Source organism: Candidatus Thorarchaeota archaeon (assembly GCA_021498125.1).
In the GTDB taxonomy this organism is placed as follows: Archaea; Asgardarchaeota; Thorarchaeia; order Thorarchaeales; family Thorarchaeaceae; genus B65-G9.
Genome location: JAIZWL010000001.1, coordinates 323,192 through 343,979, shown reverse-complemented (window position 1 = coordinate 343,979; position 20,788 = coordinate 323,192). Strand labels below are relative to the sequence as shown.

General features: G+C 46.7%; 16 protein-coding genes and 1 tRNA gene. 5 read left to right on the top strand and 12 right to left on the bottom strand.

Annotated features, from left to right (window positions below; genetic code table 11):
- Window positions 1–4: 4 nt before the first annotated feature.
- Both K9W43_01860 and K9W43_01855 read right to left on the bottom strand, forming a co-directional pair.
- A complete protein-coding gene (locus K9W43_01860; GenBank protein MCF2135960.1) occupies window positions 5–1,771 on the bottom strand; it encodes an ATP-binding protein in 1,767 nt (588 codons plus the stop codon).
- 13 nt (window positions 1,772–1,784) lie between these two features.
- Window positions 1,785–3,074, bottom strand: a complete 1,290-nt coding sequence (locus K9W43_01855) for a hypothetical protein (GenBank protein MCF2135959.1) — start codon at window positions 3,072–3,074, stop codon at window positions 1,785–1,787.
- A gap of 293 nt (window positions 3,075–3,367) precedes the next feature.
- Here K9W43_01855 and K9W43_01850 point away from each other — a divergent pair, with 293 nt between their 5' ends.
- A complete protein-coding gene (locus K9W43_01850; GenBank protein MCF2135958.1) occupies window positions 3,368–4,063 on the top strand; it encodes an MBL fold metallo-hydrolase in 696 nt (231 codons plus the stop codon).
- Window positions 4,064–4,130: 67 nt separating this feature from the next.
- Window positions 4,131–5,912, top strand: a complete 1,782-nt coding sequence (locus tag K9W43_01845; GenBank protein ID MCF2135957.1) for a DUF11 domain-containing protein — start codon at window positions 4,131–4,133, stop codon at window positions 5,910–5,912.
- Between the two features lie 76 nt (window positions 5,913–5,988).
- Here K9W43_01845 and K9W43_01840 read toward each other — a convergent pair whose 3' ends face one another.
- The 7 genes from K9W43_01840 to K9W43_01810 all read right to left on the bottom strand — a co-directional run bounded on the left by K9W43_01840 (window position 5,989) and on the right by K9W43_01810 (window position 16,408).
- Window positions 5,989–6,330, bottom strand: coding sequence for a hypothetical protein (locus tag K9W43_01840; protein MCF2135956.1), 342 nt, complete (start codon window positions 6,328–6,330; stop codon window positions 5,989–5,991).
- Window positions 6,331–6,534: 204 nt separating this feature from the next.
- Window positions 6,535–7,800, bottom strand: a complete 1,266-nt coding sequence (locus tag K9W43_01835) for a hypothetical protein (protein ID MCF2135955.1) — start codon at window positions 7,798–7,800, stop codon at window positions 6,535–6,537.
- Between the two features lie 141 nt (window positions 7,801–7,941).
- Window positions 7,942–8,994, bottom strand: a complete 1,053-nt coding sequence (locus K9W43_01830; GenBank protein ID MCF2135954.1) for a hypothetical protein — start codon at window positions 8,992–8,994, stop codon at window positions 7,942–7,944.
- Window positions 8,995–9,301: 307 nt separating this feature from the next.
- Complete coding sequence (locus tag K9W43_01825) at window positions 9,302–10,639, bottom strand: MFS transporter (protein MCF2135953.1); 1,338 nt, start codon at window positions 10,637–10,639, stop codon at window positions 9,302–9,304.
- Between the two features lie 107 nt (window positions 10,640–10,746).
- Complete coding sequence (locus tag K9W43_01820) at window positions 10,747–11,832, bottom strand: archaeosine biosynthesis radical SAM protein RaSEA (GenBank protein MCF2135952.1); 1,086 nt, start codon at window positions 11,830–11,832, stop codon at window positions 10,747–10,749.
- A gap of 4 nt (window positions 11,833–11,836) precedes the next feature.
- On the bottom strand, window positions 11,837–13,756 hold the full coding sequence (locus tag K9W43_01815; protein MCF2135951.1) for a DUF5591 domain-containing protein: 1,920 nt from the start codon (window positions 13,754–13,756) through the stop codon (window positions 11,837–11,839).
- A 15-nt stretch (window positions 13,757–13,771) separates the two neighbouring features.
- A complete protein-coding gene (locus K9W43_01810) occupies window positions 13,772–16,408 on the bottom strand; it encodes a DEAD/DEAH box helicase (protein MCF2135950.1) in 2,637 nt (878 codons plus the stop codon).
- A 217-nt stretch (window positions 16,409–16,625) separates the two neighbouring features.
- On the opposite strand from K9W43_01810, the gene K9W43_01805 reads away from it, so the two are divergent.
- From K9W43_01805 to K9W43_01795, 3 genes are all read left to right on the top strand, one after another.
- A complete protein-coding gene (locus tag K9W43_01805; GenBank protein MCF2135949.1) occupies window positions 16,626–16,988 on the top strand; it encodes a thioredoxin family protein in 363 nt (120 codons plus the stop codon).
- A gap of 96 nt (window positions 16,989–17,084) precedes the next feature.
- On the top strand, window positions 17,085–17,459 hold the full coding sequence (locus tag K9W43_01800) for a thioredoxin family protein (GenBank protein ID MCF2135948.1): 375 nt from the start codon (window positions 17,085–17,087) through the stop codon (window positions 17,457–17,459).
- A 62-nt stretch (window positions 17,460–17,521) separates the two neighbouring features.
- A complete protein-coding gene (locus K9W43_01795) occupies window positions 17,522–18,046 on the top strand; it encodes a gamma carbonic anhydrase family protein (protein ID MCF2135947.1) in 525 nt (174 codons plus the stop codon).
- A gap of 3 nt (window positions 18,047–18,049) precedes the next feature.
- Here the strand turns inward: K9W43_01795 and K9W43_01790 are convergent, their stop codons facing one another.
- From K9W43_01790 to K9W43_01780, 3 genes are all read right to left on the bottom strand, one after another.
- On the bottom strand, window positions 18,050–19,177 hold the full coding sequence (locus K9W43_01790; GenBank protein MCF2135946.1) for a Xaa-Pro peptidase family protein: 1,128 nt from the start codon (window positions 19,175–19,177) through the stop codon (window positions 18,050–18,052).
- Between the two features lie 329 nt (window positions 19,178–19,506).
- On the bottom strand, window positions 19,507–20,112 hold the full coding sequence (locus tag K9W43_01785) for a hypothetical protein (GenBank protein ID MCF2135945.1): 606 nt from the start codon (window positions 20,110–20,112) through the stop codon (window positions 19,507–19,509).
- Between the two features lie 506 nt (window positions 20,113–20,618).
- Window positions 20,619–20,696 (bottom strand) — tRNA-Arg (locus tag K9W43_01780).
- Window positions 20,697–20,788: the final 92 nt, after the last annotated feature.

Sequence of the window (20,788 nt, the reverse complement as noted above, 5' to 3'; positions counted from 1 at the left end):
GGAATCATATGTTATGAACTTCTTTCTTACGTGCATTCTTTTTCTTATAGTGATGCATATCGCGTTCAAAGATGTCATCGAAGAGGGGGATTCGGACAGGGAGAGGCATATCCCTGTAAGAGGCCGTGATCATTGCCTCACCTCGTGACATGACCCTAAACTCCTGCTCAAAGCCACTGATGTTGACACTCGCATTATCTATGCTGGATTGAATCTCACGCTCATTCCCTAATCTGAGATTGATCTGCGTATTTGTCTGTGAGAGAATGACATTATCGAGAACACTGACCTGCTGGCTCACTACAAGAAGACCAATACCGAACTTTCGGCCTTGGCGAGAGATATCTTTGAAGACAGATCGACCCTTCATCAGCTCCGGATTTAATATTGAAGGAGCCTCCTCGACCGTTATGAGGATGGCGGGCAATTCACGTGGCGACTTGACCGGAGTGGTACCTTGTGTACCTCCATGGCCATAGAACCCGTGTGCCTTCTGCTTGATCTTTGAATAGAATGGATGGGGCAGTCTCGCCTGTGCCTGTGTATCAAGATTACCAAGTGTTCCGCTACTCTTCAGGGCTCTACGCATATCCGAGAGCGTACGGGTCACAATCGTGGTCAGTAAGAACTGCTCCATATCGCTCATGAGACTCGTGTTCACAACAAGGACACGACCAGTCTCCATCGCGGTATAGATATCAGGAAGAATAGAGACCCCCTTGTCAATGAATATCGATGAACGCTCTAAGAATCTGAGCCGTCGTTGAACTGCATGAAGGGTACCTGCGGGTGCAGGACTCATAGACTCGTCCATTGCAAGAATATCCGAGACCCACGTCTCGTGACTGGTTGAATAGACGGTGTCGATGAGTGCAGACATCTGTGGAGAGAAGTCCATGATAGAATAAAGATCACGGGGCTGGATTTCGGTCCAGAGGATGCGGATCTCTTTCGTGTATCGCTTTATCTCGCGGGGTGTTGCATTCTTGTGAGTTGTGAGATAATAACAGTCACCGATCACTCGTTTCCGTGTGTCATCATCCATGGCATCCACGATACTTTGAATCCCGTATGTGTCAACACCCTTTGCAAACTCATCATGTGGATCGATACAGAACGCTGAGACCGTCGTGCCCTCACTAGAACCCCGCTGAACAGCCATATTGTTGTCCATAAGCGATTTTATCAGCACCATCATGAGGTTACTCTTACCCGAGCCAGTCGCCCCGAAAATGGCAACATGCATGGGAAGAAACTCAGAGGGTATGTGGACAGGCACATCAAGAGCCTCCTCACCTACTTGAAGGTCCCCGATATAGATCTCGCCAGTAATCTGATCGCCAAGAATCTCTGACACGAATGCATCCACCTTACCAGGTTCTGCACGATAGACCTCCGCAAGATGAGCGGGTAGACGACGTGGAGCCTTGAACACCCATTTTTTCGCCTTAAAATCATAGTCCGCATAGCCCAGCATTCGGCCACCCACTGAGAGAAGCATATTATGTTCGATGTCCGAGAGATATGCATCCTGCTCAACAACAAGGGTACCAGCAATGCCATCCATCCGATCGATATTCCGGATATAGTTCTGAAGCTCTAGAACCCTGAAGAGAAAGATGCTCTCATGATTATCCCGTGATGAATAGATGAGGAAGACCTCACCAATACTCACATCACGGTTATCACACATGATCTCAAGAGCGGTCTGATTACCAGAACTCACTCGTCCAAATAACTTACCGAGTTTGGTCTTGTCAATATTACTCATTTCACAACTCTCCTTATACATTGTAATCAGAACGTTGACTGGTCGAATCGCGTCCCTTGAAGCCCACCTCTGGAAGGGTAGTTCGTGCAATATCACGGGCAATTTTAAGATCCTTATAGGTAAGAACACATTTCTCATGAGCAAGTGCGAGAGGAACAGGATATCCATACCAGCGAGCATCGCGCGAGATAAACTCAAGGTCACGGAAGAGAGCCTGTTCGTTCTCCCGAAGCTTGACAGAATCTTCGTCATAGATATGCTCTTCCCACCATACAATATCAAAGTCGATTCTAGATGGCCGATTGTCCTGCGAGAAACTGAACAGATAGGGAATAGCCAACTTCGGGGGGATATAGGTCCGATCTTCATAGATTCGTAAACGGGAACCGCTCTTGCCACCAGCCGGAAGCCGGCAGAACCATTTCTTGTAACCGCCAAAGGTCTCTTTGGCGAGCTCCGCAATTTGGTGGGCAAATGGAACGGTATGCTCTTTGCTAATTGCACAAATAATGGTCCCCTGTTCACGCGCAGTCTTGCAGAGTTCACGAAGAATGAAGCCGCTTGGCATAGAAGGATAGCCACGAGAATAATGAATGAATGTGGATAGAGCCCCATCGATGAGTAGGTATCGTGGTGTCAGATCGCTTCCCAAAAGTCGTCGCGCAGCAGAATACTCGAAGACTTTTCGTAACTCGTCATGGATCGCGTCGTTGGTCAAAGATTGACCTCGTGTAATTAACGAGTCCATGGACGAGAGATCCTTAACATAGGGCCTATAGTCTGTGTCTTTGAGATCTTCAAGGGACGAAACAACTCTACCCAATTGGTCCTCAAAGAATGGAAGAACAATCTTGTGTATGTCCTTGACAGGATAGATTTTTCCTAGTGACTCAGCCATCTTCTTACGTGCATCGTCTCGCTCCCCCGTGTGCCAATGCATATCGATAACAGGCTGTCGCGTCTCATATATTTTTATTAATTCGACCGAGTCTACTGAGTGAAGAAGACGCCCATCGGCTGTACCAGTATTCAAAACAATTGTCGCACTTGTGAGCAGGTGCACCTTAGCATCATCAAATCTCATGAAGAGGGAGCTCCCCGAACCATCGATGCCCGCTACAAGAAAATCATCAAATCGCGCATCTTTGCTATAGGTATCAATTGCGGCAAGGAGATCACGCTTGATGCGTTCCGCGTCCTGCCTGAAAGATTTGGTCTCCTCCCTTTTTTGGTGGTTCCTTATGTCCTTAAAGACATACTTGACCAGATTACGGAATTCTTTCTCCAGAATACGCTCAATCATAGACCTGCCCTCGATGATTATAGGACGCTACCTCTTATTATCTGAGGGCATTTAAAAACTCGACACTCGTGCTTATCGAGTAGTCAATTCCTATACAGTTTGGCGCCAGAAGATTTTCATATATTATACGGTTCTATTTTAATAGATAATACAGAGAGTATAATTATATAAAAGGAGAAAAGCGCCGTTGCTATTCACGCCCAATTATCTTATTAAGTCATCAAGTCCTCATTGAGAGTAAGCAAGTATTCTGGCTCAGAGGGAACCAAGCCCGGATAAAGGGATGTGATTCATTGCTGAAGATCACGTACTTTGGACATACAACATTCCTGCTAGAAGCAGGAGAAAACACGGTCCTGTTGAATCCAGGAATATGGGATGGCACGCCAGTTGTGCCTGATGATATTAATGTCAGGCTCATCATAGCGACACACCATCTTGATGATGCACTTGGAAATGCAACTGCAATTGCAGAGCAGTCCAAGGCATGGATTCTTGGAAATGAGATCACCATCGAGAAGGTCAAATCACAGGGAGGCAAGCCGTGGCTCTTGCATGTTCTGAAATCCGATACACCATATGAGATTCCAGGATTTAAGGTGACAGCGCACCCACTCAAACGTGCGATTCCAGACACAGGGGAGAAGATCGAGAACCTCGGTCTATACATAGAGATGGGGAAGATGCGCGTCGCATATCTCGGTGATGCGATGGTGCGGGGACCTTTCGGTCAATTTGAGACCGACATCTTAATCGCGCCAGTCAGCGGAGAGGGCGTATTTCCTGTGAAAGATGCTGTGAGCCTCTGCATCGATGCAAAGCCCAAAGTCGGGATTGCAATGCGATGGACCTCAGAGGAGCAGACAGCCAAGTTCTCAAAGTACGTTGATCAGTTTGCACGAGAGTGCACACCAGTCGTGATGAAACCCAATCAGACATTGTCGGCTGAATGGTCTGCGGGATATGAGTTTCGATTCACACTCTCTTGAACCCAGGCATGATCCAGCAAGCCAGAAGTCACCCGGGAGGGTGAAGATCACAGGTAGGTGAGGCCAGTTGAGCGAGGAAAAAAGAGTCGTAATAGACCTTGAAGAGTCTGAAAAGACACAGATCGGTGAACTGAGCGAGACCCTGTCAGCAAGCTGCACAGGAGTCCTCAGTGTCAACAATGTGTCGGAACGAAGCAGAATCTGGAATGTGAGGGTCCTGTTAGGAGAATCTCGTGATGGAACAAACATTTCGGAAGATACCCTAAACGCCGGAGAGATCGAGGCTGGCGGAAAATGGGAATACGATTACACCATGGACATCGAAGCACCACTTCTCACTGTCAAAGAGATCTTCGACACGTGCGGAGATATTGCCACTGAGGAGCCGCACTGGGCGTATGCACATGGCAAGACAAATCCGGTAAAGATCACAATCACTCTCAAGAACGAGACCGATGGACAGATCGACGAGATAGTCCTAAACAAGACGATTCCCCCAGAAGTGAACGATGTCACCTTTGAGTCAGTGGGGGTCGGGAATGCAGAATATGATGATGGCACACGTCAGGTGGTCTGGAAAGACTTCATCATCTATCCACATGAAGAGGCAACTCTGGTGATCAAGGGTACCACCAATATGGAAGACACCGAGATTGTCAACGGTGGAGAGATAGTCGTGACGTACAGAGCACAGGATCAACAGAGGTCATCACTCGATCCTGATATGACTGCTCTGACAGAGTTCCTTACTGGAGTGGACACCGCAGAAACTTCACCGAACCATTGGGAGTGCACCTTGGAGTGCAGTAATGAGAGCGATCTTGTTGTACGCATTGACAAGGCGGAGGTGTACCTTGCTCCAGAAGACGGCGGTGAGAAGATCAAGAAGATAGATGAGGCACCCGCAATCGAACTCAAGCCGGGTGAGGAATGGAGTGCTAAATTTGAGATCGATAGTAAGAGCCCGCCAAAGGTAACGCAAGAAGTCATCTACACACCCGTACGAACAGTCACCAAACGAGTATTGGGAACTGTAGAGAAGGTGCCACAGAGCATTCCGGTCTACAAGATCACATACACAAAGGAGTTTGATCCTCCAGAAGTGAGCAGCTTTGACAAGACCCCGGTCGAAGTCAACATAGAGGTCAAGAATGCAGGTACTGCCCGACTCAATGAGATCACTGTAGTCGATCATCTACCTGATGATGTAATGCCACCAAAGGCGGAACACATCTCTGTCTGGATTGCAGGACAAGAGTATACTGGCGAGTACGAGTTCGTGATAGATCCGGATGATCAAAATCCCGAGACCACTCATACCCTCACGTTCAAGTTCAAGGACTTGAAGGACTCTGTTGGTGAACTCGAGCCCGGTCAGAGCATCAAGATCAATTATGCAATCATGGCATGGAAAAGCAGACCGGAGAAAGAGTATCCGAGCCCAATTCACTGTGAGGCCAACATCTATCCTGCGGGAACCATCACGGATGTGGAGAGCCCAGAGGATGGCCACAAAATCGGTATTGTCTACAAGAAACGACGCCTCACTGCAAAGAAGGCAATTAATCGCGGGAGTAATCCTGGTGAGTATGTGGTCATGCTAGCCGTGGAGAACCGTGGTGAGGTCACAGTCGAGAACGTCGTCGTCTCAGACTGGATTCCACAGGGATTTGAGTTTGTATCGTGTGATCCTGCCGATGATGCACCTCGACTGGATACAGTAGATGACGGGACCAACATGGTCTGGGTATGGCCACGAATGAATCCCGAAGACAAAAAGAAGCTCAATGTGACCGTCAGAGGCGAGGGCGAATACGAACGCCGTGAACCAGAGGTCACATCTGACTAGGGCACGCCTACAAATTCATCCTCCCAAGGAGAAGGGGAATCTTCCCCTTCTCTATCGCCCCACACCTAATTCTTGCTCACATCTCACGTTCAAGTTCGGATATTTCTTTTCTAGTAGCCTCAAGCTCGGCATCGATTGCCTCCAGAGGCACATACTCAGGATCGTCTTCTGAGGGGTGAGTGTCGAGATTGAACCAGACCTTGAATCCCTTAAGCGCAATATGAAGTGCATTAGCGATTTCAATAATAGCACCGCCAAGATCCTTCTCAGTCATATCGCTCTGTTGATGCTCGTACACGAAATCATAGGCACCTCGAACCGGGGTGAATCCTAGTTCCAGTAATTTCTGAATGACTTTTGCCGGAGAGGCCCCTTCACTATAAAACCATATACTGACACGTGTGATGTACTTCATCATAGACCACCATCAATAGATGATGACCCCACTGCCAGTTCCCGTTTAAGAGTTTCCTAGTATAGAGCTGTGTGCAAAGGCAATAAGCAAGATTGTAAGAGGTCAGATCACTTCAACGATGTGTGAAAGTCGCAGAGTGAACCAATCAATAAATGATGCGCACACACAGATATGAAAGATGTTTCACCAAGCAATACAATCTTGCGTCTATTTAGGCCGTCGTTTACGAAGTCGCTCTCGCCGTTGTATCTTTTTCTGGCGGTCAGTCCATCCAAGGTATATTAGTGGAAGAGCGATAACACTAAGAACAGCAATACCGGGAGCCATTGTGCGTATGATTCCAACGAAATCAATGTTAATCGCAGGTAACACGAAGGGTGATCCTTGCGTTGTTGTAGTACCAAAATGTTCCTTGATGTAGTTGATATACCACTGATTGACAGAATACTTGGCATACAGTTCTATAGAATACATTTCATCCAGTCGTTGAAGAGAATTAAGTAGATCTAGAGTGTGTACTGCCGCACGAGCCCACTCGAAACGTTCATCATCATAATTAGCACCAGGATACGGTAAAAATTCTCCGCGCATACTCGATTGACAGGAGAGAATCCATGTTATTGCCTTCTCGATATCAATTCTGTCTTCGGTTCCGAGTAGGGTAAGAGACCAGATTATTCGTTCAGTGTCAACGGGTGTTCCACCAGGAACACAACCTGTAGCATTATCCCAACTGGCAAGCAAAAAATTGGTGGTGTCATTTATCCGAAATAGATCGGTCCTGCCTAGGGCCTTTAGTGAGAGCAACCCTAATGGAACATAATTGTAACTACTATCATATTCAGTGGCAGGGGCATATGCAAAGCCCCCATCTGTTTTGTAACAACGTTCAACATAATCTAGAGCAGCAGTTGTATCGATTAGGTCTAAACGTCCAAGACGAGCAAGAGTATCAAGTGCAAAGCAAGTATAAAGTAAATTGGGTTCTGGTTTTGGACTAATTGTAAACGCATCAACGATAAAGCCACCACTTGAGCCCTGTAGACTGGCAACATACTGTGCAATGATATTAGTATCGAGGCTTATATTCAACAGGGGGTATATCTTAATTGCATCATTACACGCGAACACACTAGAAGAATCCACTGTTGAGTCTAGGACGAGTCCATAATAGGGATTGGTCTTGTTACGTACAACTAGAGCATTCAAGAGCTTGATACATCCGGACCAATTGAAATTAGTAGTTGCATTAAGAGTATGCAGTGTTTCAAAGAAGGGGACAAATTCACCCAAGCCTGGATAGGTCCCTAATCGAGGATCAGGAGGGGTTGCTCTCAAGTAACTATGAAAGTACCCGAGATCACTATACCAGTCATCACTGTACGTATCATAGAGCGCAAATGTATAATTAATAATTGCCTCTCTGCGTGTCAGTGCATATGATGTGGGGCTGAATGGTGTTCGTAAGGACACCTGAACCTGACTAAAAGATAAAGGGCGAGGCATTATAATTATTATTAACAAAACCAAGAGGATTGCATGTGAAGTAAAAGATTGAGAACGTTTCATACCGATCATCACCATATCATAAAAAAACAGGAGGGGGAACCCCTCCTAACATACTGTCACAACAGGTCTCGAACTGCTACCGCCACCGCCACCAGTACCATACGTCCAGCTGAGCCCGGGAACTGCAACACCGTCATCCAACATTACCCAGCCTTTGAGAGCATCTCGAAGACCTGCCAATGCTGTTTCCCAAAGCAACACATTGCTAAATTCAGCCACTAGACCAGCAATAAATACACTACCAACACCACTTGCACCAAGACCAATAATGAGTGCAGCAACTGTACCTATGCTTGTTCCAGTTAGGATAGGCAGAGCAGCTAGACAGGCATTGAGCACATCCCGAACATGTTGATAGGAGCGACCCGCAGAGATTCCACCTGTAGTGGCATATGCAATATGATATTTCCAGAATTTTTGACTAAGGATAGTAGCTGCTAGAATATCAACAGGTCCCTTGAAGCCCAAGATAGTATAGACATTCGTCTTATCAAAAATGGCTTGGGCCAGTCTGTTATTTATTGCACCATTGCTTGACGATCCCATACTATAGCATGCACTTAGATACAGTAATTGGCAACGACCATTAATCGTGCCCCATTTTTTAATCTCTTGGACAGAGAAATCTTGATCTCCATGCATTCTCACCGCAGGATACTTTATTATGGTTGTTTCCCCATTAGGTAATGTTTCGATTTTTGAATCGATGTACCCATGTGAAGCCACATGCACGCGTTCTTTTGAATTCAAGTACGATTTGAGTGTTGCTAGGGTCGCATAGCTCCCTTTAGCGACACTAATCGTCAATGGAGTTTCCCCATATTGTTGGAGATTCCGATCATTCTGCTCATCAAAGACACCCTTGACAGAGTTCATTTCCTTGTAAAGATCTCCAGACGAATCATAGCTCATTAATCCCAAGGGATGTTTACTGACCGATAGCGTACGAAAAGCCGCAACACGGGCATTATCCATTATTCTCTGTTGTGTCGTTGCTGCTTCAACAAAAACAAAGGTTGAAACCAAGAACGACAAGACAACAAGAGGAATTGCAACATAAATCGAAAATACTTTGGTTCTCGATTGAGATGTTAACATTTTTTTTTCCCCTTTCCCCCATATGTGTGCTTATGAATTAAGCACAATTCAACTACCGATTGAATTGTATATAAATTTGCTGAGAGAATAGGAGCTGTGTGAAAAGTCCACTCGGATAGATCGTTTATGTCAGCATAGGTTCTGAAGAGTCTTGGATTCGGACACAAAATATTGTTCATACGTTTCATAATCACTATAATACTGACTTTTCACACAGAGCCGAGAGAATAATTATTTATCACTATGCGAAATATTTGAGCTAACACCAAATTGTATGTATGTATCTTTCCGAAATTTGAGGATATAATCAAGTTTCAACATGCCGTGCCAGTCCATTTCGAGCAATCGACAACAGGATGAGTGCATTGAGGATCAAAGATGCAACAAATATGAGTTGAGGGCTTCCGAGCGCGAACAACACACCACCGATGAAAGGACCAATTGATGCAAGTGCCATGACAAAGAACCAGAAGATTGCCAAGAACTTAGAGGTCCCATCACGTGGAAGACTCTTGCGGATCATTGTCATTAATAGAAGCCACCAGAGACCATCGTTCACATACTTCAAGACAATGCCTATGAATACAGTTGTAAATACCGATCCTAGACCCGGAAAGATGGATTCCGCCCCGGTAATGATTGATTGTGGTGCCCAAGTTGGAAGGAATGGGGCGATGAGAATGAGTGTCGTAGAGATAGGCATGAGGCTATATACCATTAAGGACGCTCGTTTGAGACCACGTGTATCAGCAAGGCGTCCCACTTTGAGTAGTAGTGGAACCGAGATCAGCAGAGTGGCAATCAAAATAGTTCCGATTCCAGGGATAGAAATTCCCAGATACTCATTTGCATAGAGCAGGGCTCCGAATTTGAACAGACCATCATTAATTGCATCCAAGATCACAATGATGATAGCACCAGGAAGTGTTGTGATGAGGAGGCGAAAGGCCTTCCAGTTCTCGTGGATGAAATCACGCGAGATACTAACTGTTCGTGTTCGCTGTTGAGGCGGACTCGGTGTGAGCCAATATGCACGAACTATTGTGCTTGCAAGTAGACATAGACCACCCACAAGCATAAGTATGCGATAGCCCGCTCCAAAACCGCTTGTCGCTACGAGCACGTTGAAGGCCAAGAGCATAGCAACTCCAGTGACCCTGCCTGCTTTAAACAGAGAGAGAGCAAGCCCACTATGTTCCCGAGGCACATTATCCATGATATAGGCGGATGAACCACTCTTCACCAAGTTCATAGATGAATAGATGAGCAGCGCCAGGACAATGATGGCGGGATGGATGAACAGTGCTGAAAGGAGAAAGAACATAGAAGCAAACAACATGGCAATGGTTGCAAGTAGTTTACGATCTGCCACATCTCCAATGTATCCGCCAACTATCCTTGAAGAGGCGGCTATAATCATATTGATTCCGCTTAGCGCGCCAATGACCACAAAACTCCAACCAAGGTCTCGAAGGTACAGATTATAGAAGAGCATCAATGAGTCGAATGCATAAAATATCCAAGTTGTGATGAGAAATAGAGTATAACTATGCCAAGAGAAGATCACCGAGAGAGCCTCACGGGTTGATGGTCGTGTCTTCTCGGGGGTCTGTACCATCTGTTCTTCAGTCTGAGTAACGGTCAAGAAATTACCTTCAATTGAAACCTGTACGGAGTTGGATTCCGCCATATTCCAACTATGTCTCAGAGTATTTATTCCCGTAATTAATTGGATTCGAGCATCCAGAATTATTATCGGTCGTGGACGATGAGGGCGAGATCTTCGTGGGCAAGTGCGTGCTCCCACTCAGCACGACAATCACAGGTGATTCCTTCCAAGTCCCTACTATCCTGTGTCAGAGAGAACTTGCGGATTGCCGAAACAAGTGCCTTATCGCATTTGCCACAATTATGCGTTCCACGCTGTTTTCCAGCAGCCACAGGATCACAGAGGATGATGACATTTGCAGGAATCGCTCTGCGCGCTTGATGCAAGACCTGTACAACGGTCCAAAGCCATGGAGGACGATACTGCCCATTTTTCCAGAGACGCTCTACAAGAGTATACCGCTGAATATCAATGGGATTGACCGAGATCGTTGTGACCCCAAGGCGAGCAGCAGTACTCATTGTGTCAAGTGCATCAAACAAAGCATCGCGCTCGGTGAGAAATGGAGCTTTGACGAGAACATAGGCGCGTGTGCCGATACCATAGCGTCGGGCAATCATCACACTGCGCTCAAAATCATCAAGTGTGAACCCTTTATTGATACACATCAGTCGGACTGTGTCATTGCTGCTCTCTAGACCAATTCCGATCTCGACATCTCGATCCCCGAGAATCTCGTGTATCTCCGACATCACCTCTTCGGTCACATACTCTGGTCGAGATTCAAGGACGACTTGAGTCACACGATCATCTGCGGCAAGAAGCAAGAGAATCTTCTGGCGAGCCTCGGGATGAACCTCGGCCGGATCGAGAAAACTTCCGCTGGTATAGATCTTCACAGAGAGAGGAGCAGTGGCGTCTGCTACTTTCGTCATAGCGGTCTCGAACTGAGTCATCAGGTCCTCTGTGGAAACATGCTCGCTCGTACCATCAAGAAGATAGGAACACATAGTGCAACCACCAAGAGGACTGCGTGCATATGAGCAACCAATTGTGGAGAGGACAATAGAGATGGCAGTACCTGTATCATAACCGATGCGGGCTGTAGTGACCCATGATGCTGCGGGACGTTTTGGGTCGCGCTTGCGTCTTTGATCAATTGAGGTACCACGAGACCTCAGAGAGAACCGTTGAATATGAGCAGCAAAATCGGTGAGTTCTTCCTTCAATGCATCACTTCCTCCTATGTCGGATTGAGACCGCCCGGCCATTAGTAAAATCGCACATCTCACGACCTGACATCTCACTTCGCCCCACACCAACGACCTCATCACTCTGATTCAAAACGATGACCTCATCACCGGGGCGTATCTGCAAGTCAGCGTCTGTCACAGCCACTGCAAAGAGAGAACCTCCTTTGAGGACCTCTCCATCAAAGCGAACCCAGTAGTTCCCGTGTTCTGCAAGTCGGCGTCCACCCTCAAGAGTGAGTGACAACAGTCCGCTCTCTGCAATAAAAGAGGCAAGCTGTTCGCCATGGTCTCGACAAATGACTGTTCGATAGAGCTTGCCGGTCACACGTGAACCCTTGGGAACAAGAATATCTCCAGCACCAGCCCCGAACTGAAAATCAGCAGTTGCACGCAGAGTCTCCTCCAGCAACTGTGGGCGCCCACCCTTCAGATCAAGGGTTTCGCGCATGTCACCAAGGGTATCTGCAAGAGCGGCTAGGGCCTCTCGGGAGGTTGCAGATCCCTCTTGAACTGTGTAGATAATGGTCTGCGCAATCTGGTCTTGAGCTGCCTGAACAACCTCGGCATAGCCGCCAGTCATATGTGCGACAACCACAGCATCTGTGGGAAACTTCTTCATATGTGCTATAAGCGCCTCAGCAGCAATATGAATCTCTTCCGCATCCCAGACACCAGTCACTGGAATGTCATAGTTTGCCACGGGATAGACACGCTCAAGCTCACGAGGAATGACTCCAAGAGGAGAGGTGATGATGGTCTCTGCGATCGTGCGTCGAGCAGGACCAAGACTGTTCTCAATTATCTCAATGAACTTTCTGTGCGAACGCGAATCCGAGTACGGTTTCCGTGCCGAACAGGGCAATAATAACACGAGACGTTTGTTTGGAGGTGGCGTGTACCGCTCGACAAGTCGATTTCGCCAGCGTTTGATGGCTGGCGCATTGTAGGACTCGGGACCGATCAATGGAACGCCCTCAGAACCAGTAGTTGGTGTGAACTCTTCAACAAAATCAAAGTTTGATGCGTCTATACGTCTGAGAAAAGCAGTCATTGCAGGGGAGGTATGAGTGAGCGATTCTATTAACCATCTCAATTTACCGTGCTCGCTGGCCTGAATCGCCTCTGAGAGAACTGTACGATAGACTTCAAGATTATGTGCCATCAGAACCGAATAGAGAGGAATCTCAGGAGAAGCATTGCGACAGGCATAGCAACTACAGTAGCGCGCCTCATCCAAAGAAGAGGTAATTGCTTCAGAACCCATGCGCCAGAGCCGTTGATGAGCAAGAGCTGCAGCCTCGGCGTAACTCACATCAAGCATATCAAATCCAAGATAGTACAGAACAGGAATGAGAGAGGGTTCAATCCGTCCAGTTGCTATGGTCAACCAATTGCGAGGGAGCTGACTCCGGAGCAACACGGCTTGAAGATCACGTGGCCCAAGAGAACCATCCAAATGAAAGACGGCTGCATGGATACCGAATTCTTGACTGGCCGTGATGACTTCCTGAAGATCGTTTGAGGTGGTGGATGACGGCACATGAATTGCGAAATGTTCCCCATCGATCCCCCACTCACGGATACGTGCTAACTGAGCCTTGAGAACGAGATGCGCAGCTTCGGCATCCAGACCATCAATTCCGGTTAATGTTGGAGCGATGATCAGGGCCGTATTACTGGAGAGCACTGGTGAAGGGGTCTCGATCAGAGATGGAATAACGAGTATAAAGGGATCAGTAGGAGGTATCTCGTCACGGGTCAGAGTCACATAATGGATATTGACAGGGGGCATTGTGGGGGCGGCAACAAACAGGGGAGTGGACAGGGAGAGCCCATCTCGTTTCCAAATACATTGTCGAGCGGGACCATCATGCCCACGCTTAATCATCAGGGTTCCCATTAAAGTCATCTCCAATTATACAAGTGGCTCGTACCCAACGTGATCATTGGGTTCAATATTGGTCTTTACACCTTTCAAGATCTGCTGGATACTATCCAGTGCGCCGAGTTTGAAGAGTGGCTGATTATTATTACCACATTGATACGAGTAGGTACAGAGCGGACACCCGTCAACGGTCTTGCATTCGCACTTAGACAAGATAGTTTCGGCACGGGCAAATGCCTCAGGAAGACGTGAGTAGAGAAGCCGTGATGCCCCATTGCCACCCGGACTCCCATCATAGACAAAGATCACACCCGAATCGCCCATTGAGACGCCTCCTATCTCGCGCGTGCCACCGCCAGTCAACATATCGCTTGACTCGATGAGCACATGTTCAAGGGCATGAAATGCGCCACCATATAGTTCTGTGATACCCATCACGGGACCTTCGAGTTCGTTCTTACCGCCATTAAGGTATCTTGAGACGGCCGAGTCCGGGCGGGGGGCTCGAAATACGAGACCACGAGTCTTGTATTTGTATACGAGCAGCCCCCCATGCAGATCCTCCTTTGACACAACCTCACCAGTTCCAGTCTTCTTCTTCACATACCCGGTCACGGTCTGAACCATTTCAAGTGTGCAATATAGGACTTTCATGCCAAGAACCTGACGAGTCTCATGAACCTCGATAATACGGGGCATAGTGAAGTAGAGTGGTTTTGTATAGTAAAGATTGTCAGATTGTGGAACGACCCGCGCGCGACCAAGACCTTGACGGTACCTGAACTCGACAGAGAGATAGCTCTTGCCACCGTGAAGATAGATCGCCCCGGGATGAAGCTCCTGTGCAGCCATGGGCATACTGCGAGAGCCTAACATCTTACGTTCCCAGAATATTTCGACAGTGTCGCCAATACCTCGAATGCTATAGCCTCGCCATTTTTTACGAGCCTCATTCGCATCGACAATCCGGACATTACCGGTCTCACCAATTGAGATGATCCCGTCTTCCTCTAGGGTCTCAAAGATTTTGTGCTGTCGGGGGAACATTGAGGTGTTGAGCTTGCCCGTCATGGCTGCTGCAATAAGCTGGTAATATCCCACAACTTCATTCTCAGGTTCCATGTATGCTGCATCGATATCGGTGAAATACTTGTCAGGTTTGTAGCGATAGAAGGACGAGATGGGATCTTTCTCACGAAGCGCCAACACGGCTACACTCTCTTGGCCCTTCCGGCCAGCCCGACCGACTCGCTGGGTGAGCCGTGTGATTGACACAATCATACTCACCACACAATCAAGGTCGCCTATGTCAATTCCAAGCTCTAGGGTCGGAGTAGATACTATCACCGGAAGGTCACCGGAGCGAAAGGCATTCTCTACATTTGTTCGATACTTTCGTGAGAGACCTGCACGGTGGACCATCGACTTGATTCCTTGCTGTTGGAGAAGCACATTAAGTAGCTCCGCCTCGGTGTGAGTGTTCCCAAAGACTAGTGTCTTGAAACCTCCACGGAGCAGAACCCTGACAATGTCCGTAATCATACTGTACTTGCTTCGGTTACCGGGATAATACATCATAAAATGAACTGGTCCACGTCGTGCCTTATCCGACTCTATTAGATGCACATCACTATCAAAGAGCAGGTCTGCAAACTCTTTTGGATTAGACACTGTAGCAGACGCACCAATTTTTTGAAGCGATCCGGTCTCCATTTCGAGCCTCTTGAGAATGTAGTAGACATTGCTTCCCATTGAACCAGTGTATAGATGAATCTCATCGAGAACAACTATCTTTACGGTCCTGAGTAAGGGAACCAACCTTGATCGATTCCATCCAAGATGATAATGCAAGACATCGGGATTGGTCAGAAGAATATCAGGGGGACGTTCATAGAGGCGCTGGCGTTGAGCTTGAGTCACGTCACCATCAAAAATTCCAACCGTGAGATTGGCACTAGTGCACAGAGCATTGATCTTCTCAAACTGATCCCTCGCAAGTGCCTTTGTGGGATAGATAAGGAGAGCACGAACCCCTGGATTCATGAATGACTCGTGAATTGTCTTTACTAAGGTGGTCATAATGGGGAGAATGAATGCCTCAGTCTTCCCCTGGCCAGTAGGCGCAGCTATTACAACATCAGTCCCAGCAAGGATCTTGTTGAATGCTTCTTCTTGGAATTTGTAAAGACGCACAATACCCTTGGATTTGAGAGCCTCACGAAGTCGTGGAGAAACCTGAAGTTCATCAAGAGCGGCGCCATAATCCGCATCTGTTGCGGGAAGGTATTTGTAACGAACAAGATAGTCACGTCCAGCTTTGACAAGAGCCTTCACAGCCGCAGGAAGAGAACTATAGTCACCACCACCATCCTCGACCTTTTGCTTGATGTCGCTGACGGCTTCCACTCGCATGAAGGGTCTTGTCTTTTTCTTTCGGCTTCGCTTTGAAGTGGATGAGTGCTGACTTCCTGTAGAACTTGGAGGGAGACCGCTCAACTTACCGGAAGTAATTGTCTCTGTAAAGGCATCATACACATCAAAAAGGGTCAACGAACGACCTTGTAAGGTCACTTCCACATTACAATTGTGGCAACAAGCGGTCCAGATATCACCTTCTTTATAGATGTCAAGCTTTGAACCGCATTTAGCACAGTGTAGCACAGGCATTGAAAGCCACCAAGTCCATGAGCACTAGCTCCGGTATCGCGCAACTTATCAAGGTTTACTACGGGGAAGGATTCCCGTTGAGGACGGAAACCTGCAGTTTTCTTCTGAATAACGTGCCGAAGTCTGCCCTCGAAAAGGTTACATATCGTAAGCCTTTTTAACGGTTGTGCGCGAGTCCTACACAACCGCCTGTTCAATGTGACGGGAGATGAAAACAATGGTTGAAGAAATCAGTGCTGACGAACTGGATAAAATAGTTTCAGAGAACAAGGTAGTATTTGTAGACTGCCACGCCGTATGGTGTCATCCATGTAAGATACTTACCCCAATCCTTGAGGGACTTCATGAGAAGTATTCCGATCAGGGTCTTAAGGTTGTTAAGCTAGATGTTGACCATAATCGAGAATTCAGCGCTATGAACCAAATCACTGGAGTACCGAGTGTGCTTGTATACAGTGGGGGCAAGCGTGTGGTCTTTGACGATGGTAGCGGCAGAAAGATGGACAAGCTCGTTGGAGTAATGCCCGAAGAGATTTACACTCAAATCATCGAGAGCCTACTGGCCGATGAGGCTGCATAATAACAAACACGGCCCGTGGGAGCCAATCCCACACATTCTCTTTTTCAATACATTTATGCGTAATGAACACTCCAAGCTGATAGGAGATGCGTAGTTATGACTATGGATGTTAATCCTGAGGTACTCGATGAAATCACTAAGACAACAAAGATCGTCTTTGTTGATACTTGGGCTGAATGGTGTGCACCGTGTCGGGCCCTTGCACCAATCCTTGAAGAGCTTGATCAAAAATACGCAGATAACAAAGATGTCACCTTTCTAAAATTGAATGTTGACAATCATCGAAGTTTTGCAGTGAAGAATAACATCAATGCAATCCCATGTGTACTTGTCTTTTATAATGGACGACCAGCATCTTTCAAAATGCCAAACCCCATGATGGACGAGAAAGATGAGACCGATAGGATCATTGGTCTACGTCCAGCCGAGGTCTATGAGGAAGTGGTCGAACAACTCCTACAAAAGGAGTAGTCTATTAATCACATGACGATTTATTAGCCGACCATGCAGATGGTAAGGGGAGGAGTGGTAAAATGCCAATACTGCCTTTCGGTGACGTTATTCCCAAAATCGATAAGACTGCTTACATAAGTTCACAGGCCACAATCATTGGAAATGTAGAGATAGGCCCAAAGGCAAATGTCTGGCCGGGTGCGGTAATCAGAGGTGATGAAGCATCGGTCAGAATTGGTGAGAGCTCGTGTATTCAAGACAGTGTGGTCATTCACGCTCATTCGAGCGACAATCCAACAATCATTGGCAACATGACCGTCATAGGCACCGCATCGGTCATTCATGGTGCATATCTTGGAGATTCTGTTGTCATTGGTGATGGATGTGTCATATATGATGGGGCGACTCTTGGAGAAGGCGTCATGCTTGCACCCGGTTCTATCATCCCCGCAAACGTTGTTGTACCCCCACGCAGTCTGAATTCAGGGGCGCCCGCCTCACAGATTCGAGACCTCACACGTGAAGAAGTAGAGATCCATACTGATCGAGCCGAAACCATTGCAAAGGTATTCCAAAAACTACGAAGATGGCAAATCATGCCATAAAATCTAGAGGGTCTCACGGGAGAGAGTGGTCAGGTTCTCGATTCCCTCATCGGTCACAAAGATCACATCAGCCATCTTTACAACACCCACACTATGTGTAAAACATACTGGACGCAACGATAAGACGAGGCCTTCTCGCACGCCGCTTGTGCTAGATGGATCAATAAAGGGTGGCTCGTGAAGATCAAGACCTATTGAATTGCCTAGAGGTAGTAAGACATCGCATAGTGATCCTTGTGCCTTTATGGAGGCAAGAGATTGTGTCGCAATCTTGCCAAGATCGGATCCCGGTACTATGTTCTGCTCCAAGTGGTCAAGAAGAGTAGAGGCCATTGTGAACAACCCGCGCTGTGAACTGGTGGGAGTACCCAACAGTATTGTTCGAGCGATCTCTGCAAAATAACCTGAGAAGCTCACTGTAATGTCAATGACCACAGTACTCTCATTTGCCAATCGCCCAATTCCGGGTTTTGCAAATGGATGCCTACCATGCTCACCAGCCAAGACTGCTGCACGAATACCTCTTAGTTGGCCCCCAGCCCCGCGCATTGCGGACTCGATCTCAAGTGATATCTCAATCTCGGTTTTACCAACATCTACAATCTCAAGGGCTGTACGAATACCAATCTCTGCAACCTTGGCCGCATGTCGAATTGCTTCTAGTTCGGCTGCATCCTTGATCTGACGAAGACGCCAAAGCATCTGAGAAAAATCTGTAAAAGCTGCCTCGGGGAGAAGCGATTTGAGACCCTCGAATTCACGTATTGAGAGCCAGTTTTGCTCGAGGCCAATGTTACTAGAAGCAAGACCAAGTTCGCTGACTGCTGCTACAATCTCAGGCCAGAAGTCAGAACCTTGTGGGAAATTCCAGTCATTGAATTCGTGGCATGTGTAAGTTCGGATCTTGGCCATAATCGGGTCATGATTCAATGCAGTAGACTGTGACTCTGCAAGAATAAGAACAGGCATTTCATCAAGAGGTACAACACAGGCCAAAGGAATCTCATCGCTCAGCCGGTCATACCCTGTGAGATATTGAACATTTGAGGGACGGGTGATGATAAGGCCATCTAAGCCTTCGTGCTGCATGGCCCTATGAATTCGATCGAGTCGTTGAGATGTGAACTGCATATTGTGCAACTCAAGGGAATAGTTGTCGGATATAAGATGCTAAAGCAACAAAGTATCGTTTTTTACAACGCATTTAAGCATCTCGAAGTGTCACTACTATCTAGGACCTTTCAAAAAGTGCATTAGAAATGGCTGCAAAAGGTTACTTTCACTCTATACTACACAATCACATGACATTCATTACATTATCAAAATACCTCGGTGAGCGATTGCAGACAGTTAATCGTCCTGTAAACTGAGATTTGCCTAGGTATGCTCAGAAACCTCTAAGAAAACACTTCAAGCGAAGTGATACGTATGTCCCACTCTAACAATGATTGCTTTTCAGGTCAGTCCGTCTTTTGAGAGAGATAGATAATTCCAGCAAATATGCCAAATATTCCCGCTAAAAGTGACGGACTAACAAGCGCTATTGCTTCAGCATCGCCCAGGTCATATGAAAGAAAATCGGCATAGAGATATGCAATGACGAGAATTAATATACCGATCACGCATCCACATTGAGGCGCAGAGTCAGTAAATTGGCCCGTACGTTCTGAAACTACCACATGATCCCCACCAATATCATATTCACCAAGGTACCTATAGACCGGCAGTTTCACTCCAGTTGCCGCACATTTAGCACCATAAAACATGATGAGCGAAAATAGGGCCGCAATAAAAGTACTGACCACATCCTCATATACTGCCAAAATCACAGCTGTCTGGATCAACAGCATAAGGCCTGAGAATACAAAGAAGTAAGCACTTAATTTTGAACCAGCCATTCCTATACTCCCTGCACGTTTATTTTGTGGCGAAAGGAAGAATATCCTGATCGGCAAGGAGAAGAAACGCAGTTCGAAGATATCATGGAAATTAGAGAAAGTAGTGGCAGGCACTTTAATGACTATTGCAAGATTCATGAAAAGACAAGACGCCTCAATCTCTTGCAAGTCAGCAATTTTCTCCTTTATCATATTTCTTTATAAATATTTATGTTTATCAATTTTATATTATATGATTCAAAACTTGATTTCAAAACTACCTATAATCATAATACGAAAATAATATAATTTACCTCGCACTACTACAAGCCACTGACCAATGTTTGGTGCAATTCGGTCCCTTGGCAGTCATATTCAAAATGCATCTAGTAGAAATCTTAGTATATAATGTGGGCACATTATCAGTGGTAAAATAAGAATATTAGTTACCGAATCTTCTCTGGCAAAAGTCCTAGCCTTATTAGGAGATTTGACGACACGACTAGAGAAACCATAGGTAGTGCTCCAATAATCGATATAATTAGTTAGTCAGTCGGTCAAGATGCGCGAACTTTCAAATCGGGCACGACTTTCGATGCGTCTAATAATTGGCTCGGCTCTAGACCATGATCAATTGGCCAAACAACAACACAGACGTCAGAGGAGGACTGTAGAAATGAGAATAAGAGAAGTAGTGGCGGGACCGCCCAGATTTGAACTGGGGAAAACCAACTCCGCAGGCTGGCGCCTTATCCAAGCTAGACTACGGCCCCGTTTTTCGTTTGTTAACATTTGGCTTATAGACTCTTCGCTATAGAACAGCTTGAGCCTGTGCCACACATGAGAAAAGTACGAAAAACAGCCA